Source organism: Virgibacillus necropolis (assembly GCF_002224365.1).
GTDB lineage: Bacteria > Bacillota > Bacilli > Bacillales > Amphibacillaceae > Virgibacillus_F > Virgibacillus_F necropolis.
On sequence record NZ_CP022437.1, the window covers coordinates 1,154,162 to 1,180,252 of the forward strand.

A 26,091-nucleotide genomic window follows, 5' to 3' on the forward strand; every position below is an offset into this window, starting at 1 on the left:
GGTAGTATAAATGCCAATGAAGATTGGAGAAAAGCCATTTTTTGATAGAGTGGATGACGCCTTAGATGATGACTTTATGCGTAATGCTATGGCTTCCGCTCAAGATAGATTGCGAGATAAAAAGCTTGATATTACAGAAAGAGATGACCAGATAGGTGATTGGGAGGAATGGCGTAGTGCGGGCGCAGAAATTCGCAGGCATACGTTAGAAAACCTTGACTTTTATCTTGATCAATTAAGCGAAAACTTTGCTGAAAAAGGCGGGCATGTTTATTTTGCCAAAACGGCTGAAGATGCTAATCGTTATATTCAAGACGTTGCCAAGAAGAAAAATGCGAAACATGTGACCAAGGCGAAGTCAATGGTTACGGAAGAAATAGGTCTAAATGAAGCACTGGAAGAAGTTGGTTGTCACGTTCATGAAACTGATTTGGCTGAATATATTTTGCAAATAGATGATAAAGATCGCCCTTCACATATTGTTGTTCCTTCACTCCATAAAAATAAAGGACAAATTCGGGATACCTTTCAGGAAAAGGCAGGTTACACCGGTACCGAAGAACCGGGGGAGTTAACTGCTTTCGCACGCAGTCAGCTTCGTGAGGTATTTATGGAAGCTGATATTGGGATTACAGGTTGTAACTTTGCGGTTGCGGAGTCTGGTTCTATTTCCCTCGTAACCAATGAAGGGAATGCGAACATGGTTACAACCTATCCTGATACACAGATAACAGTGATGGGAATGGAGCGTCTGGTTCCAACTTGGGAGGAACTTGATGTCTTAATAAATTTGTTAAGCAGAAGCGCTGTGGGGCAAAAGATAACCACGTATGTAACGAATTTGACTCCTGATGTGGACGAAGGTTGTGTTGATGCACCAAAGGATTTTCATCTTGTCATTTTGGATGCTGGACGTTCGAATGCACTAGGGACTGAGTTTCAATCGGCCCTTCATTGTATACGGTGCGCGGCTTGCGTAAATGTTTGTCCAGTTTATCGACAAATTGGTGGGCATGCTTACGGGTCGATTTATCAAGGTCCAATTGGCGCTGTACTTTCCCCCATTCTTGGAGGCTACGAGGAATATGGTGAACTCCCTTTTGCTTCGAGTCTTTGTGCAGCCTGTACCGAAGCCTGTCCGGTTAAAATTCCACTTCATGAACAGTTGATTAGACATCGGGAAAATTATGTAGCCGAACAAGGAAATGCCAAAACGAGCGAAAAGATGGCCATGAAAGCATTTGGAGTCGGTGCAAGTACACCTTCTCTTTTTCAGATAGCTGTAAAAGGTGCGCCAACGTTTATGAAACCATTAGTAAGAGATGGAAGTATTTCGAAAGGTCCAGGTCCAATGAAGCCGTGGACAGCTATTCGTGAATTTCCTGCTCCAGGTAAAGACAATTTTAGAAGCTGGTTTAAGGAACACAAAAAAGGGAGGAAGTAGCCAATGGCCAAAGGAATGATACACAATAAAGACCTTTTTTTAAATCAAATTGCCAATAAGCTTGGACGTGAACGCAAAGACCATGTGTCTATTCCAACGTGGAAACATCAACCACAATGGGAAGTCTCCAAAAACGATTCTCCAGAGGATTTATTGGCTGCTTTCCGAGAAAACAGTAAAGCTAAAAATGCTGAGGTTGTAGAAACAGACAAATCTATGCTTCTTGAAACGATACAAAAGGTTATAAAGGAATATGGTGGAGGGTCTATCGTAACAACCAAAGATGCTAGATTTGCAGAACACGGGATTACATCTGCATTTGATAACGAGCAAACACACATATGGGACACAGCATTAGGCCAAGAAAATATTAAAAAGGCTAAAGAAGCTAACTTGGGAATCTTTTTCAGTGATAAAAGCTTGGCTGAGTCAGGTACGGTTGTCCAATTTAATGATAAGGATATTGCTCGTTCCGTAAGTCTGTTGCCGATTACTTATGTTGCCATCGTGCCAAAATCATCTATTGTACCTCGAATGACGCAAGTTACACGTGAAATTCATAAACGAGTAGAAGCTGGCAAGGACCTTCCAACGTGTGTCAATTTTATTTCAGGGCCAAGTAACAGTGCTGATATTGAAATGGACATCGTAGTTGGGGTGCATGGACCAGTTAAGGCAGTGTATCTATTGGTAGTGGATCGATAGGGGGACGAGGGGACAGGGCCACTGAAAAAGTGGTGGATTTTAAAAATTTAACTTTTCAGTGTCCTCAACCTGTCCCTATGTCCCGTATGATTCCGACATGGCGATAAATTCGCGTACAGCATAGGGTAGGTAATGGTTCTTTCTCCAGATCATGCCTAATTCCAAATTAACAATGGGTTTGTTAAAAGGAATGGCAATAATTTCTTCATTGTTAATCTGGCTACAAATTTTACTTGGTAATAAGGCAACACCTAATTTTGCTTCAACCATTTCAACCATAAAGTCTTTTTGTGAGCTTTCACAGACGACATTCGGATAAAATCCATGTTTTTCGCAAGCGTCAATAATACTGTCATGTAGAGAGAAATCATGGCGGTATAAAATAAATGGTTCTTTTTCGATATGTGAAAATTCAATGGCCTTTTTTACGGCTAAAGGATTGTCTTTTTGCACAATAAGCATTAACGGATCTTTTAATAGTTTAACCGTTTCAAAATTTTCTTTTTGAATGGGCAGATTACAAACTAAACCAATATCCAATGTTCCTTCATCAACGCCATGTTTAATTTTATTACTGCCAACTTCCGTTAATATCAATTCAATGGAAGGATAGGTTTCTTTGTATTTGCTTATTAATTTTGAAAAAAATGCGGCACCTATAATCGGGGGAATTCCAATCTTTATCTCCCCTTTTTTTAAATCAATGACATCGTTTAGTTCAGATGTTAGATTTTCAAAAGCATGAAGAACATTTTTGGCATTAACTAAAAGTGCCTTTCCTGCATCAGTTAGATCCAATTGTTTAGCTCCTCTATAAAAAAGTGGAGCACCGATCTCAGTCTCAAGGTTCTTAATGGTTTTGCTTAATGATGGCTGGGAAATATGAAGAGTTGAGGCTGCTTTCGTGAAATTCGACTGCTTGGCAACTTCTGCAAAATATTCTATCTGTCTTATGTCCATTATAGGCACCCTTTCAAAACTATAATGTGTACTATCCTTAGTATACGGTAAAGTATAGCCAAAAGGAATAGTGTTCATGCAAAACATGTATTTTAGTTTCTAACCTGCCTTGTAATAGAATAGTAGATAGATGAAGTAAAGGGAGGAATTATGAATGGCGGATTACGTGAAAACGGGCAATCTTCAGGTTGCAAAAGAGCTTTATGATTTTGTCAATTCGGAAGCGCTTCCAAAAACAGGCCTTGATAGAGAAACGTTTTGGACGGATTTAGGGAAGCTTGTCTCTGATTTAACTCCGAAAAACAAAGCATTGTTAGTAGAACGTGATGAATATCAAAAGAAAATTGATGCATGGCATAAAGAAAATAATGCATTTGACTTTGACTCGTACAAAGCATTTTTGGAGCGTATCGGTTACTTGGAGCCTGAGGTAGAAGATTTTGATATTACGACAGAGAATATTGACGATGTCATTACGCTTCAAGCAGGACCACAGCTTGTTGTGCCAATTGATAATTCGCGCTATGCAATCAATGCTGCCAACGCTCGCTGGGGTTCACTTTATGATGCCTTATACGGAACGGATGCAATAAGTGAAGAAAACGGCGCTGAGAAAGCAGGTTCATACAACCCTGTTCGCGGGAAAAAAGTCATTGCTTTTGCAAAAAAATTCCTTGATGATAATGTACCGCTTAAGTCATCATCACATACAGAAGCAACAAAGTATACAATCATTGACGGGAAGTTGGAAGTAACACTGAAAAACGGTGAAACAACTGGACTTAAGGAGACTTCTCTATTTGCTGGTTACCAAGGGCAGACGGATGAGCCTAGAGCTATCCTGCTTAAAAATAACGGATTACATTTTGAAATTCAAATCGACCGCAATCACCCAATTGGAAGAACGGACGAAGCAGGCGTGAAAGACGTTTACTTAGAGTCCGCAACTTCAAGCATTATGGATTGTGAAGATTCGGTAGCGGCTGTCGATGCTGAGGATAAAACGCTCTTATACCGTAACTGGCTTGGCCTGAACAGGGGAGATTTAACTTCTATATTTACTAAAGGTGGAAAAGAAGTGACACGTACATTAAACCCTGATCGTACTTACTCTGGCCCGAACGGTGAAGAGGTCGTGCTTACTGGTCGTGTACTTATGTTTATCCGAAATGTCGGTCACTTAATGACGAACAATGCGATTCTAGATGAAAACGGACAAGAAATTCCTGAAGGCATTATGGACGGGGTGTTTACAAGCTTAATGGCTAAACACGGACTTTTAGGCAAAGGAACCTATCAAAATTCTAAGGAAGGCTCTGTTTATATCGTTAAGCCGAAAATGCACGGTTCAAAAGAAGCTGCCTTCGCGAATGAATTATTTAACCGTGTAGAAGATATGCTTGATATGAGGCGCAATACGCTTAAAATTGGTTTAATGGATGAAGAGCGCCGTACAAGCTTGAACTTGAAAAACAGTATAAACGAGGTAAAAGAAAGAATCGTTTTCATAAACACAGGATTCTTAGACCGTACAGGAGATGAGATTCATACATCAATGGAAGCAGGTCCGATGATCCGCAAAGGTGAAATGAAATCATCGACTTGGCTGAATGCCTATGAGAAGAATAACGTACGTGTTGGCTTAGATACTGGTTTAAAAGGAAAAGCGCAAATCGGCAAAGGAATGTGGGCAATGCCGGATATGATGGCTGATATGCTTGAACAAAAAGTGGGTCATTTAAAAGCAGGTGGAAACACGGCTTGGGTTCCATCGCCAACGGCAGCGACCTTGCACGCGCTTCACTACCATGAAATTGATGTGAGAAAAGTTCAAGAAGAAATTGCTAAAGAGGTAAAAAATTACCGCGATGGGATTTTACAAATTCCAGTTGCAGAAAACAAAAACTGGTCGGTAGCGGAAATTCAAAAGGAGCTTGATAACAGCGCGCAAACATTGCTCGGTTACGTTGTTCGTTGGGTTGAGCAAGGTGTAGGCTGTTCGAAAGTTCCTGATATTAACAATGTAGCACTTATGGAAGACCGCGCAACATTGCGTATTTCGAGCCAAATGATAGCCAATTGGCTTCACCATGGTATTTGTACAAAAGAACAAACGCTAGATACGCTAGAGCGCATGGCAAAAATCGTTGACGAGCAAAATGCAGGAGATGAGTTATACCGTCCAATGGCGTCTAACTTTGACGATTCAGTCGCTTTCCAAGCAGCTTGTGACCTTGTATTCAAAGGAAAAGAGCAGCCGAGCGGTTACACAGAACCAATTCTTCACCGTCGTCGCCTTGAAGCAAAAGAAAAGTACGCTCTTAATAAATCGAGATAAGGCAAGGTGACTGACTTCAGGGTCCGTACCATCGGAATAAGTAAGAGGGCTATTACTTTATGATAGTAAGTCCCTCTCGCTTCTTCCGGTATATCTCTTTGCCAAGGCTCTTAATGCAGAAGCGGAGTCTAACGTATAACCAAAAAATATAACCCAATTTTGGACATCCAAACATCACCCTCTGTTTCGCTTCATTCACCATACCAGTCAAAGAAATATGAAGAACTGTGTTATATAATAAAAATACCTTTCCTGAGTTAATTGCACATGGCAAATTGACCAATGTTCATATAGGAACCAAAACTTTTAAGGGAATAGCTATGTATCAAACTGTTAAATCAATCCACTTCTTCAGAAACTATTGCAGAAAACGATGTCTCCCTTCACTTTTGTCGAATTGGATAGAAAAAAACCACATTAAGGAAATACCTGTAGTATGATATTTCTGATTTTTTAAAATAATATCTTGACATTGTTATAGTACATTGATTTAATATAGATGAAGTTGTCAGATATCAGATAAGTAAACTACCTTACTAATAAAACAGAGGGGGTATTCCAATGCTCCAAGCTGAGAAAATATCGAGAAAAAAAGTATCTGAGATTGTTGTTGAGCAAATTGAAGGATGGATTCGTTCTGGTAAAGTTCAACCCGAGGAGAAGCTGCCTTCTGTTAGAGAATTATGTGACATGTTTGAAGTCGGACGCTCCGCAATGCGTGATGCTTTAACAACTTTAAAAGGAAGAGGGCTTGTTGATGTGAGGCATGGCGAAGGAACGTTTGTGTGCCGAACTGAAACCACTCACCTGCTTCCTGACGTGCTGCTCTTTAGAAAAAGCGACATCAACGAACTTTATCAAGTTCGCAAAATTTTAGAGGTTGGTATCGTTGAAGTGGCTGCGGTAAATGCGACGTCTTATCAACTTGAGCATATGGAAGAAGCATTGGGTGAATTATCAAAGGCCAAAACAGTAAAGGGCTGGGAAGCGGACTATCAATTTCATCAAGTGATTGCAGAAGCATGTGGTAATGTTATATTAATTGATTTAATGGAAGCGGTTTCATCAACGATGAAAAAAGGAATTATGGATTGCCATCGAATCATTTTGTCAGACGAGAAACTAACATTCGATGTTTTAGGGCAGCATGTCGCTATCTATGAAGCTATAAAAGCAAGTGATCCGACAAAAGCGCGTGAAGCGATGTTACGCCACCTTACTTTTGTTGAAGAACTACTTAACAGTCACTTGCAATAACTGCTGCGGGAAAAGGAACCTGTCCCTATGTCCCGCAAAAATCAAGGGGGTACTGCAACATGATTTCTGTAGATTTAGAAGGGGTTTTGCCAAAAGAACAAGTGAAACATAACGAGGAAGAAGGGCATCCGCTTGGCAACGGTGGAATTCAAATTATTGAGGCCCATTCCGAAGAGGATATTTCGAAAGTACTCGCTTATGCAAACAAACAAGATAAAACGGTCAATATTGTTTCAGGTGGAACAAAGCGAGGGTACGGCGGGGCTATCGAACAAGCGGATATTTTATTATCGCTTGCAAATTACAAAGGTATTGTGGAGCATTCAGTTGGTGACCTGACATTGACGGTAAGACCTGGAACGACGTTAAGCGAAATTACCGATGAATTGGGTAAACATGGGCAGCGTATCGCATTTGACACCTCTTGGCCTGCAATGGCAACGATTGGTGGCATTGTCTCAAGCAATGACAGTGGAGCGAAACGACTGCTTTACGGTTCTGCAAGAGATCTGGTTATCGGTACTAGAATTGTATATCCGGACGGAAGAGTTATCCGTACGGGTGGTAAAGTTGTGAAAAACGTGGCGGGCTATGACATGAATAAGCTTTTTATCGGTTCAATGGGAACACTTGGTGTTATTAGCGAAATCACGATTAAATTACGCCCACTCCCGAAATATGAGGGTTTGTCGCTTTTGCATTTCCCTATAGGCAGTGAACAGGCTATTCGTGAATTTTCTGTGCTAATTCTCGACTCTATGATGGAACCGGTCTCTCTTGAAATTTTAACCCCATCTATCGCTGAAAAAATGACTGGCAAACGTCATTATACACTTGCGATTGCATTTGAAGATCGAGAAAATGCTGTCCTTGATCAGGAGAAATGGATAAGGGAACACTTGCCAATCGGCGTCCGGCATTCAGTGCTACATGAAGAAGAGGCAAGACAGTGGTGGGAAAAGTTCCGACATTTCGGTCCTAATGGCTACAATGATGACAAGAGTGGTGCAGAAATACAAGCAGCTTTGAAAATTGGAAGCAATAACTTAGATGTGCTTATTAACTTGCTAGCAGCTGACAATCTTGCTGATGATTATCATGTTTCGATTGAAGGGCATGGTGGCCTGGGACATGGTATTTCGAAAGTTTATGTAAAAGGGTTTCCCGAAGATATTGTTTCTTATAGTAAAGCACTAAGGACAAAGGTAGAAGAAAAGCGTGGATATGTCGCGTGTACACATTTGCCATTTGCACTAAGAGAAGCGGTTGATGTTTGGGGAGAAAAACCGGGGTATTTTGCTTTATTAGAAGGCATTAAACGAATAAACGACCCGAAGAAAATCCTAAACCGCCAACGTTTTGTAGGAGGTATATAAAAATGAGTGTGGATGAAAATAGGTTGAAAAACTTATTGAACAATCAAAAAAACGATGCTCCTTGTCAAACGAAAACGCTAGGAAACTATCTTTGGGACGATATTCCTGATGAAAATAAATGGGCAGACTGTGTTCACTGTGGTATGTGCCTGGAGGCTTGTCCGACTTATCAAGAAACAGGTGAAGAACAACATTCACCAAGAGGTCGAGTTTATCTAATAAAAGCCGTTGCGGAAGGCAAAATTGGTGTTAATGAAGCTTTTTCCAAGCCCGTTTTTGATTGTCTTGATTGTCGGGCTTGTGAAACAGCATGCCCAGCAGACGTCCAAGTCGGTGGTCTGATTGAAGAAGCTCGTGGACAAATTCGTCAAGCGATGCCTTTAACTGGTTTTACTGGTGCCCTTAGCAAGACAGTTTTGAATGGCTTTTTTCCGTATCAGAATCGTATGAATACGCTTGGCAGTTTAATGAGATTTTACCAAAAAAGCGGTGTACAACGTGTAGTAAGAAAAACCGGCTTGTTAAATGTAATGCCAACACACTTGAAAGATATGGAATCCATTCTCCCGAAAGTCGGTAAACCTGTACTGGGAAGATATCCAGAAGTCGTTCCAGCTGAAGGCGAGACAAAACAACGGGTTGGAATGTTAACTGGCTGTGTCATGGATGTCATGTTCAGTGACGTTAACGAAGCGACTATTCGCGTTCTCACACATAACGGGTTTGAAGTTGGCCTTCCGAAACAACAGGGCTGCTGTGGTGCTCTTCATATTCACGCTGGCGAAAGAGAAACAGGGAAAAACCTTGCGAAACAAAATATTGAAGCGTTTAAGGATTACGATAAAATACTTGTGAATGCTGCAGGATGCGGATGTGCGCTTCAGGAATACCATGAACTATTCAGACAAGATCCAGAAATGCTACCTTTAGCAGAGAAGTTTTCGGCGAAAATTGAGGACGTTTCTAAGTTTTTGTATGACAATAATTTTAAACGTCCAAAAACAGAAGTTAAAACAAAAATTACGTACCATGACGCGTGTCATCTAGCTCACGGCCAAGGTATACGCTTTGAACCCCGTCAACTTTTAAAAGAAATTCCAGGTGTTGAAATGGTCGATTTACCTGATGCAGATAGATGCTGTGGAAGTGCGGGTATCTACAATCTCACACATCCCGAGATGGCAGGAAAACTTCTTGAACGTAAGATTGATGATATTCCTGACAACGTTGAAATGGTTTCGATGGGTAATCCAGGTTGCATGCTTCAAATCGCGATGGGTGTTGAAAAACATGGTAGAAGTGAAAAAGTTGTCCATACCGTGCAACTGCTTGACTTAGCTTATGAAAAAGAAAAAAAGGAAGCTAGCAATCTAGTGAAATCATAGTAAAAAGGAGGTGGAAGGCTTGTTTGTAAAAAAACGTAAAAAGCAAAAACCAGATGCTGTTGTTCAACAATTAATCAATGTTGTTGGCGAAAGTGAAGTTCTTTATTTGAAAGAAGATCTCATTTCATATGAATGTGACGGTTACACGATGTCAAAAGGGATGCCAAGGGCGGTTGTGTTTGTAAACAATGCAAAACAAGTTTCTGAGATTGTGAAACGATTAAACAAAGAAAAGATCCCTTATATTGCACGCGGGGCAGGAACAGGGTTAAGTGGAGGAGCAACTCCGTTCGGCGGTGAAGTCTTAATCAGTCTGGTTCGGATGAAAAAAATGCTTCACGTCGATTTGGAAAATAGAAAAGCAGTTGTAGAGCCTGGCTACGTTAACCTAAAGTTGACACAATCTATTTCAGATAAAGGGTACTATTACGCGCCAGACCCTTCAAGCCAGTATGCATGTACAATCGGCGGTAATGTTGCTGAAAATGCGGGTGGTGCGCACTGTTTAAAATATGGTGTAACGACGAATCATATTTTAGGACTTGAGATTGTTCTTCCGAGTGGTGAAATCGTAGAAATTGGAGAAGAAGGGGTTCCTGATCGCCCAGGATACGACTTGCTCGGCCTCTTGACGGGATCAGAAGGAACACTTGGCATTGTGACCAAAATTACCGTGAAAGTTTTAAAAAATCCTGAAGGTAAGAAAACCGTTCTTGCTTATTATGATGACATTAATGATGCGAGCCAAGCTGTTTCAGAAATTATTTCTGCAGGTATCATTCCAGCGGCGCTTGAAATGATGGATTCTATCGCCATTGAAGGAGTGGAATCAGCTGCTTATCCAGTTGGGCATCCGCGAGACATTGCTGCATTCCTGCTAATTGAAGTTGATGGAATTGCAGCTGGGATTGACGCTCAAATCGACGAAATTCTTACTGTATGCAAAAGAAACAATGTGCGTGAGGTAAAAGTAGCAAAGGATGAAGCAGAGCGTGGACTTTGGTGGGCAAACCGTAAGATGGGCTTTGGTGCAATGGGGGCAATTTCTCCGGATTACCTCGTTCAGGATGGTGTTATTCCTAGAACACGCTTGCCTGAAGTGCTTGCAAGAATTTCTGAAATCAGTAAAAAGTATGAGCTTCGTATTGCGAATATTTTTCATGCAGGCGATGGGAATCTTCATCCGCTTATTTTGTTCGATGCTAGTATTCCTGGTCAAAGTGAGCGTGCTTCAAAAGCGGGTTCTGAATGTTTGAAGGCTTGTGCGGATGTTGGTGGTTCGATTACTGGTGAACACGGTGTGGGGATTGAAAAGTCAGCTGAAATGCGTTTTATCTTCAGTGACGAAGAAATGGCGGCACAAACCGATATACGTGCTGTATTTAACCCAGAAAACCTATTAAATCCAGGGAAATTATTCCCTAGTCCTGGTCGTTGTGTCGAAGTTAAACAAGGGACAGTGGGGACAGGAACCTAGTCCCATTAATATAACTGTTATGCGGGACAGGGAGCCTGTCTCTATGTCTCGGAAGGAGTGAAGACAATGAAGTTTGCTAGATTTAAAAAACAAACGGAAGAAACAGTTTTGCAAGGAATCGTAACGGAAAACGGTATAAAGCAAATTGAAGGAGACATATTTTCTGATTGGAAATACACGGATATAATACACAACATGGAAGAGTTAGAAATATTGGCACCGCTTACACCTCGTCATGTAATTGGTATCGGTGCAAACTATGTCGGTAAAATAGATGATTTACCTTCTGTATTGCCTGATATTCCTGTATTTTTTTATAAGCCGATTTCCTCTGTTATTGGGAGTGGGAAACCCATTGTTATCCCAAGTACAGTAGAAGAAGTGAAATTCGAATCAGAGCTTGCAGCAGTGATCGGCAAACGTGCAAGGAACATTTCTGAAGAAGAGGTAACAGACTACATTTTTGGCTATACGGTCGCCAATGATGTAACGGCGCCGCAATTTTTCCATGAAGCTGGACATTGGATGGTAGGAAAGTCATTTGATACGTTTACTCCGCTTGGCCCATATATCGAAACAGAACTCAATCCTGATGAAATCAAAGTTGAAGCATACTTAAATGGTGACAAGAAGCAGGACAGCACAACAACGCTTATGATTGTTTCCATGAGAAAGATGATTGCTTATTTATCCAGCGTGATGACACTGGAACCTGGCGATGTTATTTTAACTGGCAGTCCACTTGGTGCCGAAATGATGAAAGGTGGTGATGAAATCATCTGTGAAATTGCTGAAATTGGTGGGCTTCGTAATCCTGTAAAACAAGGTTGATTTTATATAACAATATTTTCTGTGCTTGTTATGGACAGACATGAATATTGTTATTTAAAATAATAAAACTTTTTACAAGGGGGATTTAAAATGGGTACTGGAACATTAGCTATTCTGGCGTTACTTCCGATTGTTGTTGTTGCTGTTTTCCTAGTCGGTCTTAAATGGCCAGCAAGTAAAGCGATGCCGCTTTCTTATATCGTCGCTGTATTACTGGCACTTTTTGTTTGGGATGTAGCATTTCCAAAAGTCGCCGCTGCGTCTGTTCATGGTTTGATTGTTGCTGTTACGCTTTTATTCATTATTTTTGGTGCAATTTTACTCTTGAACACACTTCAAGAAAGTGGAGGGCTTCACACCATTCGTCGTGGTTTTACGGATATTACACCAGACCGCCGTATTCAAGTAATTATCATTGCATGGCTTTTCGGTTCATTTATTGAAGGATCGGCAGGATTTGGTACACCTGCTGCTGTAGCAGTTCCGTTATTGGTTGGACTTGGTTTTCCGCCAATGGCTGCAGTTGTCAGTGGTATGATTATTCAAAGTACACCGGTATCATTTGGGGCAGTTGGTACACCAATGATTGTAGGTGTAGGTACAGGAATTGAGCCGCTTGCCCAAATTACCGATGTTTCAGCTTTCGTATTTGGTGTTGCTGGGAAAGTGGCTTTGCTCCATGCTATTGCAGGACTGTTAATCCCACTATTTGTAGTCGCTATTATGACAAGGTTTTTTGGGAAAAATAAATCATTCCGAGAAGGCCTTGCGGTATGGAAATTTGCAATATTTGCATCTTTAGCGATGACAATACCGTATCTTATCGTTGCACAAACATTAGGACCTGAATTTCCTTCTATGATTGGTGGTTTGGTTGGGCTAGCGATTGTCATTCCAGCTGCTAAAAAAGGGTTCCTCATGCCAAAAGAAGATGAGATCTGGGATTTTGAGGCGAAAGATCGCTGGGATCCAACATGGACTGGTCGTGTTGAACTTAAACATAGCGATATTTATGCAGGCAAAATTAGTATGATGCGTGCATGGTCCCCATACATTTTGATTGCTGTTCTTTTACTCATTTCAAGATTAACCGTTGTTGGAGAATGGCTTAAAGCAGGCAAGATCACGATTCCAAATATTTTTGGAACGGAAATCTCTTCTGGCTGGGACATTCTTTACTCGCCAGGCTTCATTTTTATCGTCGTTTCGGTATTTACGTACTATATGCACGGAATGAAGGGGCAAGAGTTTGCTCGAGCATGGAAAGATTCCGGTAAAACAATGATTGCTGCTGGTTCGGCTCTTGTCTTTACTGTTCCAATGGTGCAAGTATTTCTTAACTCAGACGGCGGGGCAGCTGGATATGAGGAAATGCCAATTGTACTCGCAGATGGCGTCGCAAATATAGCGGGTTCTATGTATCCATTTTTTGCAACGTTTATCGGTGGAATTGGTGCGTTTGTAGCTGGTAGTAACACCGTCAGTAATATGATGTTCTCACTTTTCCAATATGGGGTAGGCGTGCGTATTGGTACCGACCCGACTTGGATGGTTGCACTTCAGGCGGTCGGTGGTGCAGCTGGCAACATGATCTGTGTGCATAACGTTGTTGCTGCGTCAGCCGTTGTTGGTCTTGTAGGAAAAGAAGGGCATGTTATTCGTAAAACGCTTCTTCCGTTTATCTATTACGCACTGTTGATAGGTTCTATCGGTTACTCGATTATGTGGACAGCTGAAAAAGGAATTTTCAACATCGGGACGATTATCGCGGTTATTATTTGGGCGATTGTCTTTTACTTAATTGCGACGAACAAAAAGCGTTTAAACGCAATTGAACGCGACGTCGCTTCATAACGGGGAAAGGGGAATGGGGTACAGTTCACCTGTCCCTCATGTCCCATCCCACTGCATCCGAATTGCTTTTCTTGCTAACCGGTCTGCATGTTTATTACTCTTTTCAGGTATCCATTTAATAAAAAAGTACGGAAAATGGCTTGCATCTTCCCTAATTTTCGCAAGCAAGGGAAGAAAGGTTTGGTTTTTTGTGAAATCTTTTTCAATCACATCAACTACCAACTTTGAATCCGACCGGAATGATAGAATTTGCCCCAGAAAAGATTCCCTGCAAATTTCCAATGCTTTCATAACAGCATGAAATTCAGCTTCATGGTTGGACATCTTTGCCAAAGGAATTGAGTATTCATATATTTTTCCACTTGCTTTTATATAAATCCCAGCTCCACTAGTTCCTGGATTACCACTTGATGCCCCATCTGTATAGACTTCAATCAATGTTTTTGTGCTCCCTTTTTTGAGGATAGTACTAGAGTATAACAGGTTTGTTACTTTTGCCAACTGTCTTTGTTAAACTAGATAAACAACAAAGTCAAAATCATCTTGATAAACTTGGAATCTTTCAATAGGTGGAAAAGGAAAGGTGGGACAAGGAACCTGCCCCACCCATGAATTTATCGTTGTTCTAGCCGCTTAATTCTTTCATCTATATCGGGATGAGATGAAAAGAGTGAGATCATCCCGCCTTTTCCATTTATTTTCATTGTTTGGATTGCTGAATCGTCGGTACGGTCATTAACACGAGCACGACCTACGTGATTTTTCAAAGAACGCAGAGCATGGGCCATTTTGTCGCGACCAGCTAGATCTGCGCCACCACGGTCGGCATGGTACTCTCGATGACGTGAGTACGCACTGACGACAATACTTCCCAGAATTGAGAATAAAATTTGGAAAATAATAATCGCTGCAAAACGGACAATCATTTCCATCTCAGAACGCACAAACCGCGATACGATAATTGCTGCGATTCTTGAGAAAAAGACTACGAACGTGTTGACAACACCTTGCAGCAACGTCATGGTTACCATGTCACCATTCGCAACGTGAGCTACTTCGTGGGCAATGACGCCTTCAACTGCATTATCGTCTAAGTTATTCAATAACCCTGCTGAAACAGCAACGAGGGAGCGTTTTTTTGAAGGGCCTGTCGCAAATGCATTAACTTCGGGAGACTGGTAAATCCCAACCTCTGGCATATGGACTAATCCAGCTGCACGGGAAAGTCGATGAACCTTTTCAATCACTGTACGTTCATGTGCGGATAATTGATCGTTTGGATTCAGGACTTTGACCTTCATCATTTTCTTTGCAACAAAGCGTGATATTGCCAGCGAGAAGAATGAGCCGATGAAACCTATGAGTATACTGAATACCATTAACGAACCATAATTAATCCCTAAACCGGGACCATTATTTTCAAACGTACCGCTAATACCAGTATAAGTTGTTATTAGTGACCAGACGATTACAATTGTCGCCATTACTAGAATGTTTGTTAATATAAAAAGAAATATTCGTTTCATTCATTTGCCTCCATTTCAAAATGTACCCCTCTATTTTAACACGATTGTACTTGGATAGAGAAGTATGTTGGATTATCTAATACTTTGTTAATTTTGTTGAAGGAATAGATCAGCTATATTCCTAATGGGAAATCTTCTTTATACAATGATTAACTTGATAGAAGTAAAAAAGTTCATCTTATATTCGGGGAACAACGTTATAGAGGATGTTCAAAAAGTCACCAAATGATAAACGGCGAATCTCTTCGTTACTCGGTTTTTCTGGTCCTCACGTATTAAGGGCATACGTTCCGGTCCTCAAAACTATCGTGCCTCGACCTTCTTGTTTCTAATTCGGTGACTTTTTGAACACACATTTAGAGAGTAGAGAGAAAAGGTAACAGGATAGTCTGAGTTACCTTCTCTCTTTATTACTGTTTCACAAGAATACGGGGAAATCTACGTCTCATTTACTGTAACAGCCCTCTATCAACCAGGAAGGTGTAGGTATTGGTCAAATTCATATGAAGTTAACCACCCATATGGGACATTTCTACCTTTTCTCTTTTTATAGACTTATCTCCACGTTCTTCAGAATAACGGTCTTTACGAGGTATCCAAATATTTTTCACTTTATCAGCAACCTCTGTATTTGCTAGGTTTGAGCGGACAAGTTTTCTAAGGTCATGACCATTTGAGGCAAATAAACAAGTGAACAGTTTCCCTTCGGCAGTCAGACGTGCACGATTGCAACTGGAGCAAAAAGCGTCAGAAACAGACGAGATTACTCCAACTTCTTCATTACTACCAACATATCGATACCTTGTCGCTACTTCACCAGGATAGTTTGGTTGAAGAGGTTCAATGGGCATTACATTATGGATATCTTGAAGGATTTGCTTTTTTGTATACACATCGTCAAGCTTCCAATCGTTTGAGTTACCAACATCCATAAACTCAATAAAGCGGAGGATGTGCCCTTTTTCTCGGAAGAATTTAGCCATGGGTATAATCTCCTCATGGTTCATTCCCTGCTTAACAACCATATTAATTTTTACTCCTAAGCCAGCTTTTTCCGCTGCTTCAATTCCTTTTAATACTTTGTTAACAGTGACGCCTCTACCATTAATCTTTCCGAATATGTCATCATTTAACGAGTCAAGACTGACAGAAACTCGGTTTAGGCCTGATGCTTTTAAGTCTTTTGCATATCTCGGTAACAGAGAGGCATTCGTTGTCATGGCAAGATCTTCCACACCATTAATCTGTGTTAACTTATGAATTAAAACAGGTAAGTCCCTCCGCATTAGAGGCTCACCGCCAGTGATTCGTATTTTTTTAACTCCAAGTTCTTTGACGAAAATTGTTGCAAGGCGTTCGATTTCATCAAAGGAAAGTAACTCTTCTTTTTTAAGGAAAGGAAAATCAGGTCCAAAAATTTCAGCTGGCATACAATATGTACATCTAAAATTACATTTATCCGTTACCGAAATTCGTAAATCACGCAGTGGACGATCTAAAGCATCATAAACTGATTTATTCATATTGTTCTCCTCCTTTTATTATGGGAACGAAGCAATGTGATTACCTATTTGTAATTCTTTCAGCGTGTGAATAGACATTAAATGACTGTCCGCGAATGAAACCAACTGTAGTGATGTTTAGGTCCTCCGCAAGCTGGATAGCTAGGTCTGTTGGAGCTGACTTTGAAAGAATAATACCGACACCAATTTTTGCCACTTTTGTAAGTACTTCGGAGGATATCCTCCCACTAAAAACAATTATTTTATCTCTTACATGTATTTTTTCTAAGATACTATAACCATATAATTTATCAAGTGTGTTATGCCTCCCAATATCAGTTCGATCAACTATTAATTTAGAGGGAGTGCAGAGTGCGGCATTATGAACGCCGCCAGTATTTTTAAACATGATACTATTTTCCTGCATCCTATTCATGAGGTTAAGGCAGTCATTCGCTTTAATTGTTGTTTTAGACATGGAGGTTTTGGCAGTACGTACATCATTTTGAAAATAAAATTGTCTGCTTTTCCCACAACAAGAACCGATAAAACGTTTGGAATAATAGCGTTGGTTTAGCTGGATTTTTGTCTTTAACATAACGTATGCAAAACCTAGCCTCTTATCAATCTGAAGGTCTTTAATGTCATCTCTGAAATAAATCACTCCTTCAGATGCTAGAAAGCCAATAACTAATTCATCCAAATGGGTAGGAGTGCAAACTATTGTTGCAAATTCCTCGCCATTGATATGAATTGTAATGGGAAATTCTGTCGCTACTGCATCTTCCATTACTTCAAATTTTCCATTTATATATTTTGTAATAGATCGTTTTTGGCTACTATTTTGAACCATAAGCTTTCTCACCTTATTCAAGTCTATCGTTTAACTATCATCTAAACACAATCTATTTTGTAAAACAAGTACTAGACTACTAAATTCTCGATTAAGATTTAGTTGAATAATAAGCAGAAGGAAGTAACAGGCACTTAACTACGACCGCTTCACCATATCAATATAAAGTTGCTGGAACGCTTTATGTTCTGCTTCCATTCCTAACTCGTGATAGAGTTTAGCAAGCCATTGGACAGGTTTTGGATCTTCAGCGTTAAGTTCCATGTCAAAACTTATACATTCTATCGCTTTGTTAGGTTGATTGAAGTAATAATAAAGCTCTCCAAGGCGTTGTTGTTGATTTGGGTCTTCTGCAATAAGGTTCATTTCATCAACCTTTTGCAGTATTGATTCTCTAAGTGGAATATCTTTGAGTGGCTGTACCCATTCTTGTATATACATAAGGGTGTGGTCGGCCAGTAATGAAGAAACCGCTTGATGTAATATATCGGAAGCCTGATCATCTTTTGATTCAAATAAAGTAAGTACCAGTTTTTGTAATGCCTCTGGTGGGATGGAACCTGAAGTGATTCCTTTTTGTTTTACTAGATTGATCAATTTTTGAGATTGAAAAGGTTGTAGAGTAAGCTTGTGTTTGTTTATTAATGTTAATACATCTTCCAGTTTTGCATGCTCGAGACTGCAATTCAATAAATCCTGTTGCAAAGGTTTAATAGTGAGACCACGTGCGTATAAATCTTCTAGGACATCCAACATATTTAAGTCGTCATAATGCTCAACAACTAGTGATTTCAATGCATGATAATCATCCGTTTTTTGTGTGTGGACCACTCGAGTTATATGGATTGCGATAAGATCTACCCAACGATTTTGCTCTTTATATATAGCAATCAACTTTTGAAAAGGTTGGTCATTGTGTTTACTGGAGTATAATCTTTTCTCCATATAAATGGGGTCTCTAGCAAGTGTTATCGCATCCGCGTTTTTGTAAAGTTCGTCATAACGCATGAATTGCAAGTCACGTGAAAAGTTGGAAACTATAGTATGGTTTGGCGCAATGTCTTTGAGGATATGGAGAATACGATAACAGGATAATAACTTCCCATCGCGACGTTCCTTATAAAAAAGTGTTTCGATGAAATCAGTTAATTCATCTTTTTTTATAAAGGATTCAAAGTAACTAGCTATTAACGCAGTTTCTTGAAGACTGTGGTGCTTTAGAAATTGTTTAAATAGATCATCTGAATTTTGTTTCTTAAAATGGGGGTAGGGGGAGACCACGGTTTCAATCAATGGATGGGGAGAGATCAGAGTGACACCTTTTTTAAACGAATCTATCACATGGGAACGAATGCTGGTTTTCTCTGGTGTTACATAATTTAAATAGTGATCTTTATAAAAAAATATGTAGTAGGTCTGGTCCTGTTCATCTGTTGCTTCAATAATTTTGCTTTGTCTATAGATACTCATACGTTTAATTTCTAATTGGTTGGATTGCTGTTTATCGCGTGCGATAATTATAGGATTTCGCATAATAAACCTCCTTTTTGTTATCCTAATCATATCACGAGATAGGGGGATAACGATAGTTTAGAAGACTAGGTGTATTTAGATCTTATATATTACAGAACAGTGGCCTTGAAGGTGGTAGGATCGTCTTTCTATCTGCAACTGAAGTTTCTGCAATTTTATCGCAGTTTGACGGGCAGTAAAACCCCCACCTCAAAAATTGAGGTTAGTCCGAGAATTTCAGGTGGGGGATAACTGCCCGTTCAAGCCCGATTGGTTCAACTAACATTCAGTGGGGGAAGAAAGAAAATCCCCCACTGAATGAGGCCACTGAAAAAGTTAAATATAGTACAAAATATGTGGATCTATCATCGCATCTTCGAATATACTACGCTTTCCGCGGGCGAGTGTCGAGCCTCCTCGGACTGCAGTCCTGCGGGGTCTCGCCGATCTCTTGCTTCCCGCAGGAGTCTCCGTATATTCGAGATGCTAAGTTAAGGTGAAAAGTTAAATTTTTAAAATCCACCACTTTTTCAGCGGCCACCACTGAATGAAGTTTCACTTTATACAAAAGTTACTAAATAACAAATGCCTGTCACTAAAACTATTCTGAATAGTTCCTAGTGACAGGCATTCTATTAAGCTACTCTTATTCCAAACCTATTATCTAATCTGCCCATCCCCATGCATCAGATATTTAATAGTTGTCAGAGCAGGTAGTCCCATTGGTCCTCGTGCATGTAATTTCTGCGTTGAGATTCCAATCTCGGCACCAAAACCTAGGGCGCCTCCATCTGTAAAACGGGTTGAAGCATTATGGTATAATGCTGCAGCATCAACGAGTTTCATAAATTTATCAGCAGTCTCTTGGTTCTCGGTGATAATTGCTTCTGAGTGTTTCGTGCCATAATCTTCAATATGCTGTGTTGCTTCTGTGAGGTTAGTAACTGTTTTAATGGCGATGTCTTTGCTTAAATATTCATTGGCCCAGTCGTCTTCACTAGCAGGAACGGCACCTGGTATAAGCTTCATAATGGTACTGTCACCATGGACATGAATGTCATGCGCACGAAGCGTTTCAATCAGTGCATCCTTATTTGCTGAAAGCCAGTCTTGATGAATAATTGCAGTTTCTAACGCATTACATACAGCTGGGCGATCTGTTTTGGCGTTAACTAAAATAGCTAATGCCTTCTTTACATCTGCTTCTGCATCAATATAAAGGTGACAATTTCCAACACCTGTTTCTAGTACAGGAACTGTAGCATTATTAACAACAGCTTTGATTAACGAACCGCCACCACGAGGAATAAGTACATCAATATGTTCTTTCATGGTAAATAATTGCTGCGTTGCTTCGCGGTCGGTGCTCGCAATAAACTGAACGGCTTCTTTTGGTATTTTTGTTTGTTCTAGTCCGCGATGGATAACTTCTACGATGGTCTTATTGGAAATAATTGCAGAAGAACCACCCTTTAGGACAATAGCATTGCCGGATTTTAAGGCTAAGCCAGTAGCATCAACCGTTACATTCGGGCGGGCTTCATAAATCATTCCAATAACACCAAGCGGTACGGTTATCTGTTGAACCTTTAACCCGTTATCAAGTACCCAGTCAGAATTGATTATGCCAGTCGGATCGTCTAATTCAGCCACTTGACGTAGTCCTTGAGCAAATTCCTCAATTCTTTCTTTGGTAAGTGTCAGTCGGTCAATAAATGCCGCGTCATGTCCTTGTTGGCGTCCGTTTTCTAAATCCTTTTCATTGGCTATTAAAATCGTTTCATATTCATTGTCTATTGTGTCAGCCAATGTAAGAAGTGCCTCGTTTTTTTCTTCGGTCGTCAATAAAGATAAAGTTTTGGCAGCCTTCTTTGCAAGTTTTGCCTGTTCTTCTACATTTACTTTATTAGTTGTTACCATGATCCAATCCCTCCAATTAATTTGTTACTAAACTATTTACGGGTACTTCTGCATCTAAATGGCAAACAAGGTGTTTATTTTCAATAGCAACTTTTTCATAATTCTTCATTTCAATTTCCGTTTTGCTGATAAAATTATTCAAATCTTCTGAAGAGTAGTTTACGACACCAAGACCAATTACTTCCCCTTTGACATCAATAATTGTCACAACTGCTCCTTTTTCGAAGCGTCCAGTTATAGTACGAAGGTCTGTTGGATTTAAACTAATTCTTTCGTTGATTATTGCTTCTCTTGTTGTATGATTCACTGTAACTTTTCCTTGAGGACCCGAATTAAACGCAATCCATTGTTTCTTTTGATTTAAGTTTTGAATGTTGTTCTTCGGTTCAAAATAGGATCCTTCTGCATGATTATGAACAGCATCATAAACAATATCTTTCGTTGTTGCATTACCTAAAAAGGAAGATATTCCTGATGCCATTGCGATTTTAATAGCTTCTATTTTTGACTTCATCCCACCGGTGCCATTTGCACTACCAGGATCACCAGCAGCAGCTTCAATAGATGGGGTGATTTCATCGACTTTATGAAGCAGCTTGGCATTCTCGTCTTTACGCGGATCCGCATCATACAGACCATCAATATCAGAGAGTATGATTAATTGATCGGCATCAACAAGGCCAGCAACTTTTGCAGATAATGTATCGTTATCCCCAAATTTCAAAAAATCCATCGAAATTGTATCGTTTTCATTTACGATTGGCACAACGCCTCGTTCCAATAACACATTAATGGTATTCCTAGCATTATTATAACGATTCTCATCAGAAAAATCATCACGGGTAATTAGTATTTGAGAAGCGACATACCCATGTGACATAAAAATGTCGCAGTAAGTTTCAATGAGTAGCCCCTGGCCAATGGATGCAGATGCTTGCCTTTCAGGTAATGAGTCCGGGCGAGTGAGATAGCCGAGCCTGCGGTATCCTGCTGCCACAGCCCCTGAGGAAACAAGCAGAATTTCATGGCCGCCTTCTTTTAATCGAACAACTTCTTCAACAAGCTTTTCTAGTTTTCTTCGGCTTACTTCTCCATTTATACTTGTCAGAGAACTACTACCAATTTTAATTACGATACGTTTTGTTTCAATATCAGGCGTCAAGTTAACACTCCTTCTTTCCTATTTGGATATACGATTTTGAATGGTTTACTGTTATAACAGAGGAGAACCTTTTACTAGAATAAAAGGAAATTGAAAAGGTTTAGTGGTATGAAGATGGCCAATATTTTTAAACAGAGCCACTACCAGTAACTTCTGGGTATTCCATATGTTTGTTGTTCCTCAATAAATTAATCTTTCACTTGAAACGTCTCCAAACGATTTCGTTTTATAATAACATCTACCATATATACTTCAAGGGTTTTTATGTAAGTTAGGTGCATATTCGCGAAATAGTGATGGTAAGCGTTGTCATTTAGAGGTATATACTTCTTATCAGTCTAGATATGCTTAAATACGCTCAAATTCAACTATATGGAACTTTAAAAAATGGAATGAAAGGAAGGATTCATATGAGAGGGAATATTTACTTATCTGCACAATTTTATAATATGTAGATATTTCTTATAATTCATGATACCATTCTTTCAATAAAAGGAGTGAATGGTATGGAACAATTATTTAGTGGATTAGATAATATTTATGATGAAATTATTGAGATACGACGCTATCTCCATGAGCATCCTGAGTTATCTTTTGAAGAAGTAAATACTGCGAAATATATTGCGGATTATCATGAAAAATTGGGACACCAAGTTCGCACAAATGTGGGTGGAAACGGCGTTTTGGCCTATCTTGAGGGCGGTAAACCTGGTCCTACCGTTGCTTTGCGTGCTGATTTTGATGCTCTTCCAATTCAGGAACAAACGGATGTCCCTTTTAAATCAAAAAATGACGGTGTTATGCATGCTTGTGGTCATGACGGACATACGGCAACTTTATTAGGACTTGCTAAAGTGTTCAACGGCATGAAATCCAAAATAGAAGGCACTATCGTGTTCCTGCATCAGCATGCAGAAGAATTGCCGCCAGGTGGGGCTAATGCAATGATTAAAGATGGCTGTTTAGATGGTGTTGATGTTATTTTCGGTACGCATTTACAAGCCCAAATGCCACTTGGAGAAATTGGATACAGGACAGGCCCACTTCAAGCAGCTCCAGACCGTTTTGATATTAAGATTCAAGGTAAGGGAGGGCATGGAGCAATGCCTCACGATACCAAGGACAGTATTGTAATAGGCGGTCAGTTAATTAACAATTTACAGCAGATTGTTAGTCGGAGAGTAGATCCACTTGAATCGGCTGTTGTATCTGTTTGTAACTTTGAAGCCAAGAATCCATACAATGTTATCGCTGATACAGCTGTATTAACAGGAACTGTCCGTACATTTAAAGAAGAAATTCGCACATTTATCGAAAAAGAAATAGAAAGAGTTATAGAAGGAACCTGTCATGTTTCTGGCGCGAGCTATGAATATACGTATAGTAAAGGCTATCCAACAACCGTGAATCACAAGGCTGAAACAGAATTGGTTGCTAGAGTGGCTCCGCATGTACCAGGAGTTGAGACAGTTAAGGAAACCGAACCAATTATGGGAGGAGAGGACTTTTCGTATTATTTACAAAATGTGAAGGGAACTTTCTTCTTTACAGGGGCTAAAAATCCTGATTGGGATGATGCATATGCCCATCATCACCCAAAATTTGATATTGATGAGCGTGCACTGTTAATAGCTGCAAAAGTTCTTGGGACGGCTGCATTAAACTATATGAAAAATGAGAAACAGACATTAGTAAATGAAGATCAATAAACTAATCTAGATTAAACAACAAGGGGTAGATCGAAATGGCTGGACAAGCTTTGAATTTATGGAAAGATTGGCGTCTGCATGGAATTGTATTGGCTATTGTGATTGTGACTGAATTAATCGGGACACATGGGATCACCGTAGGACCTGGCGTGATTCTATTATTGCCGATGCTTTATGCAGTTATCATTGGACTTATACTGTACTTCACACCAGTGGTTAAAGAAAAACAATCAAAAAATGCCGAAACGTTGGTCTTTTTATCAGTGGCATTGCTTATTGCAAAATTTGGTGTACAAGCAGGTCCTGCGATGCCAGAAATAATCGCAGCAGGTCCAGCCTTTATACTTCAGGAGTTCGGGAATCTCGGTACCATTTTCTTGGCATTGCCGTTAGCGATTTTTCTTGGGATAAAACGTGAAAGTATTGGGATGACCCACTCGATTGCTAGAGAGGCAAACTTAGCATTAATTACCGACAAGTATGGTTTATCTTCAGCGGAAGGCCGTGGAGTAATGGCCATGTATATATTTGGTACCGTTTTTGGATCTATTTTCATGGGGCTGCTTTCTGGTTTTTTAGCAACCGTTACACCACTGCATCCCCTTTCCTTTGCAATGGCAACTGGTATAGGAAGCGGTAGTATGGCTGCGGCAGCATTAGGGCCGCTTGTTGCCGCTTTTCCTGAGATGAAAGAAACACTAACTGCCTTTTCAGGTGTCAGTAATCTTATCTCTTCTGTGACAGGTTTATATATGAGTATATTTATTGGTTTGCCATTGACAGTAAAGCTTTATGAAGTGATGACAAAAAAGAAAAATAATCAAAAACAAGATTCAAAGGGAGTATAAACAATGTTAAAAAGCATTCAAGAGTGGGTAATGGTTTTTACTATAATTGGATTAATTATGTTAATTGGCAACTGGATAGGATATGAGGTACTACCGCTTGATGCACTTCCAGGAATCATTATTTTAATTCTTATCAGTCTGGCTGGTTTAATCATTCACAGACTTTTACCTTTTCAACTTCCGAGTATTGCCTACATCGGAATCATAGGATTAATTATTACGATTCCTGGTTTTCCGGGTTCGGAACAAATTAATGTTTGGACAGCAAAGGTAAATCTGCTAGCCATCGCCACACCAATTTTGGCCTATGCTGGTATTTCGGTTGGCAGGTCTTGGTTTGATTTTGCTAAATTAGGTTGGAAAACAATTGTTGTTGGTATGTGCGTTTTGCTTGGGACGTTTTTAGGGTCCGCCATTATTGCAGAAATTGTTTTACGGATCCAAGGAATTATTTAATTAATAGGGCTGTTAGCTTAAGTGTGGTGCTATACTAGTGCTACTTGCTAACAGCCTTTTTTATCAAGTAACAAATAGTGTAAACTGATGGTAAAGGAGGGATCGTACGTGAACAGAGTAACAGCAAAAGAAATAAACGAAATCATTTTAATTATTATTGGTTCCTTTATATTTGCCTTTGGTATCAATTATTTTGCCATCCCTAATCGCTTATCTGAGGGAGGAATAATTGGTATTACGGTTGTTACCTATTATTTATTTGAATGGTCACCAGGTATTGTTAACTTTGTGCTTAATGCAATTCTAGTGGCGGTAGGTTACAAGTTGTTTAGTAAGCAAGTAATTGTATACACAATCATTTCTATTGTTGCATCCTCCATTTTTTTGCATCTTACAGTAGATGTAGGTGAATATTTGAACGGTGATACATTATTAGCTGCCTTATTTGCAGGCGTAACAATTGGTATCGGCCTCGGATTAATTTTCCGCGCGGGCGGAACATCCGGCGGATCAGCCATAATAGCGCAGGTAGCGAATCAACGATTAGGCTGGGGCATTGGGAAAGGTGTGCTAGTTGTGGATATTATTGTAATCGCAGGATCTGTCTTTATTATTGGACAGGAAAAAGCGATGTACACACTAATTTCCGTTTATGTTGGTGCTAAAATAATTGACATCATCGTCGAAGGAGCAAATGAAAAGACAGCCGTTATGATCATCTCTAGTTATCCAGGAGAAGTGCTCGATCAAGTAACAAACAAAATGGCCCGTGGTATAACTGTGTTAGAAGGGCGAGGCGGGTATACAAAGGCGAATAAGGAAGTTCTCTATCTTGTTATCAATAAACAAGAAATTGTCCAGTTAAAGAAAATTGTTCAAGATATTGATCCAAATGCCTATGTAACAGTCCACACTGTACAAGAGATATTTAGGAAAGGTTATAAGGGAGCTTGAAAACGTGCGAGCTTGTCGCCTG

At 39.9% G+C, this 26,091-nt stretch carries 21 protein-coding genes; 13 read left to right on the forward strand and 8 right to left on the reverse strand.

Going from position 1 to position 26,091, the window contains the following annotated elements:
- The first annotated feature begins 10 nt into the window (after nt 1-10).
- Both CFK40_RS05310 and CFK40_RS05315 read left to right on the forward strand, forming a co-directional pair.
- A complete protein-coding gene (locus CFK40_RS05310) occupies nt 11-1,444 on the forward strand; it encodes a LutB/LldF family L-lactate oxidation iron-sulfur protein (protein WP_089531239.1) in 1,434 nt (477 codons plus the stop codon).
- Nucleotides 1,445-1,447: 3 nt separating this feature from the next.
- A complete protein-coding gene (locus tag CFK40_RS05315) occupies nt 1,448-2,149 on the forward strand; it encodes a LutC/YkgG family protein (RefSeq protein WP_089531241.1) in 702 nt (233 codons plus the stop codon).
- Between the two features lie 75 nt (nt 2,150-2,224).
- Here the strand turns inward: CFK40_RS05315 and CFK40_RS05320 are convergent, their stop codons facing one another.
- Complete coding sequence (locus tag CFK40_RS05320; RefSeq protein ID WP_089531243.1) at nt 2,225-3,109, reverse strand: LysR family transcriptional regulator; 885 nt, start codon at nt 3,107-3,109, stop codon at nt 2,225-2,227.
- Between the two features lie 154 nt (nt 3,110-3,263).
- On the opposite strand from CFK40_RS05320, the gene CFK40_RS05325 reads away from it, so the two are divergent.
- The 7 genes from CFK40_RS05325 (at nt 3,264) to CFK40_RS05355 (ending at nt 13,627) form a co-directional block, all read left to right on the forward strand.
- Nucleotides 3,264-5,447 (forward strand): malate synthase G, encoded by a 2,184-nt coding sequence (locus CFK40_RS05325; RefSeq protein ID WP_089531245.1) that lies wholly within the window; start codon nt 3,264-3,266, stop codon nt 5,445-5,447.
- A gap of 561 nt (nt 5,448-6,008) precedes the next feature.
- The gene (locus CFK40_RS05330; RefSeq protein WP_089531247.1) at nt 6,009-6,704 is read left to right on the forward strand and encodes a FadR/GntR family transcriptional regulator; all 696 of its coding nucleotides are present in this window, start codon (nt 6,009-6,011) and stop codon (nt 6,702-6,704) included.
- Between the two features lie 59 nt (nt 6,705-6,763).
- A complete protein-coding gene (locus tag CFK40_RS05335; RefSeq protein WP_089531249.1) occupies nt 6,764-8,080 on the forward strand; it encodes an FAD-binding oxidoreductase in 1,317 nt (438 codons plus the stop codon).
- Between the two features lie 2 nt (nt 8,081-8,082).
- Nucleotides 8,083-9,465 (forward strand): (Fe-S)-binding protein, encoded by a 1,383-nt coding sequence (locus tag CFK40_RS05340; protein ID WP_089531251.1) that lies wholly within the window; start codon nt 8,083-8,085, stop codon nt 9,463-9,465.
- A 19-nt stretch (nt 9,466-9,484) separates the two neighbouring features.
- Nucleotides 9,485-10,942: an FAD-linked oxidase C-terminal domain-containing protein gene (locus CFK40_RS05345; protein ID WP_089531253.1), complete on the forward strand. Its 1,458-nt coding sequence runs from the start codon at nt 9,485-9,487 to the stop codon at nt 10,940-10,942.
- Between the two features lie 66 nt (nt 10,943-11,008).
- Nucleotides 11,009-11,773 (forward strand): fumarylacetoacetate hydrolase family protein, encoded by a 765-nt coding sequence (locus tag CFK40_RS05350; protein ID WP_089531255.1) that lies wholly within the window; start codon nt 11,009-11,011, stop codon nt 11,771-11,773.
- Nucleotides 11,774-11,863: 90 nt separating this feature from the next.
- The gene (locus tag CFK40_RS05355; RefSeq protein WP_089531257.1) at nt 11,864-13,627 is read left to right on the forward strand and encodes an L-lactate permease; all 1,764 of its coding nucleotides are present in this window, start codon (nt 11,864-11,866) and stop codon (nt 13,625-13,627) included.
- Between the two features lie 36 nt (nt 13,628-13,663).
- Here CFK40_RS05355 and CFK40_RS05360 read toward each other — a convergent pair whose 3' ends face one another.
- From CFK40_RS05360 to proB, 7 genes are all read right to left on the reverse strand, one after another.
- Nucleotides 13,664-14,065, reverse strand: coding sequence for an RNase H family protein (locus tag CFK40_RS05360; RefSeq protein WP_089531258.1), 402 nt, complete (start codon nt 14,063-14,065; stop codon nt 13,664-13,666).
- Between the two features lie 176 nt (nt 14,066-14,241).
- Nucleotides 14,242-15,153: a protease HtpX gene (gene htpX, locus CFK40_RS05365; protein WP_089531260.1), complete on the reverse strand. Its 912-nt coding sequence runs from the start codon at nt 15,151-15,153 to the stop codon at nt 14,242-14,244.
- A 509-nt stretch (nt 15,154-15,662) separates the two neighbouring features.
- Nucleotides 15,663-16,676: a GTP 3',8-cyclase MoaA gene (gene moaA / locus CFK40_RS05370; RefSeq protein WP_089531262.1), complete on the reverse strand. Its 1,014-nt coding sequence runs from the start codon at nt 16,674-16,676 to the stop codon at nt 15,663-15,665.
- A 40-nt stretch (nt 16,677-16,716) separates the two neighbouring features.
- Entirely contained in the window at nt 16,717-17,508 is a 792-nt protein-coding gene (gene fdhD, locus CFK40_RS05375) for a formate dehydrogenase accessory sulfurtransferase FdhD (RefSeq protein ID WP_089531263.1), read from the reverse strand.
- Between the two features lie 138 nt (nt 17,509-17,646).
- Complete coding sequence (locus CFK40_RS05380; protein ID WP_089531265.1) at nt 17,647-19,041, reverse strand: hypothetical protein; 1,395 nt, start codon at nt 19,039-19,041, stop codon at nt 17,647-17,649.
- Nucleotides 19,042-19,680: 639 nt separating this feature from the next.
- On the reverse strand, nt 19,681-20,940 hold the full coding sequence (locus CFK40_RS05385; protein ID WP_089531267.1) for a glutamate-5-semialdehyde dehydrogenase: 1,260 nt from the start codon (nt 20,938-20,940) through the stop codon (nt 19,681-19,683).
- 16 nt (nt 20,941-20,956) lie between these two features.
- Nucleotides 20,957-22,102, reverse strand: coding sequence for a glutamate 5-kinase (gene proB / locus CFK40_RS05390; RefSeq protein ID WP_089531269.1), 1,146 nt, complete (start codon nt 22,100-22,102; stop codon nt 20,957-20,959).
- Nucleotides 22,103-22,608: 506 nt separating this feature from the next.
- On the opposite strand from proB, the gene CFK40_RS05395 reads away from it, so the two are divergent.
- The 4 genes from CFK40_RS05395 (at nt 22,609) to CFK40_RS05410 (ending at nt 26,069) form a co-directional block, all read left to right on the forward strand.
- A complete protein-coding gene (locus tag CFK40_RS05395; protein ID WP_089531271.1) occupies nt 22,609-23,811 on the forward strand; it encodes a M20 family metallopeptidase in 1,203 nt (400 codons plus the stop codon).
- A 35-nt stretch (nt 23,812-23,846) separates the two neighbouring features.
- On the forward strand, nt 23,847-24,659 hold the full coding sequence (locus tag CFK40_RS05400) for a DUF3100 domain-containing protein (RefSeq protein WP_089531273.1): 813 nt from the start codon (nt 23,847-23,849) through the stop codon (nt 24,657-24,659).
- Nucleotides 24,660-24,662: 3 nt separating this feature from the next.
- Nucleotides 24,663-25,115, forward strand: coding sequence for a hypothetical protein (locus tag CFK40_RS05405; protein WP_089531275.1), 453 nt, complete (start codon nt 24,663-24,665; stop codon nt 25,113-25,115).
- A gap of 108 nt (nt 25,116-25,223) precedes the next feature.
- Nucleotides 25,224-26,069 carry a YitT family protein gene (locus tag CFK40_RS05410; RefSeq protein ID WP_227001873.1) on the forward strand — a complete coding sequence of 282 codons (846 nt, stop codon included), beginning with the start codon at nt 25,224-25,226 and terminating at the stop codon, nt 26,067-26,069.
- The last annotated feature ends 22 nt before the right edge of the window (nt 26,070-26,091 follow it).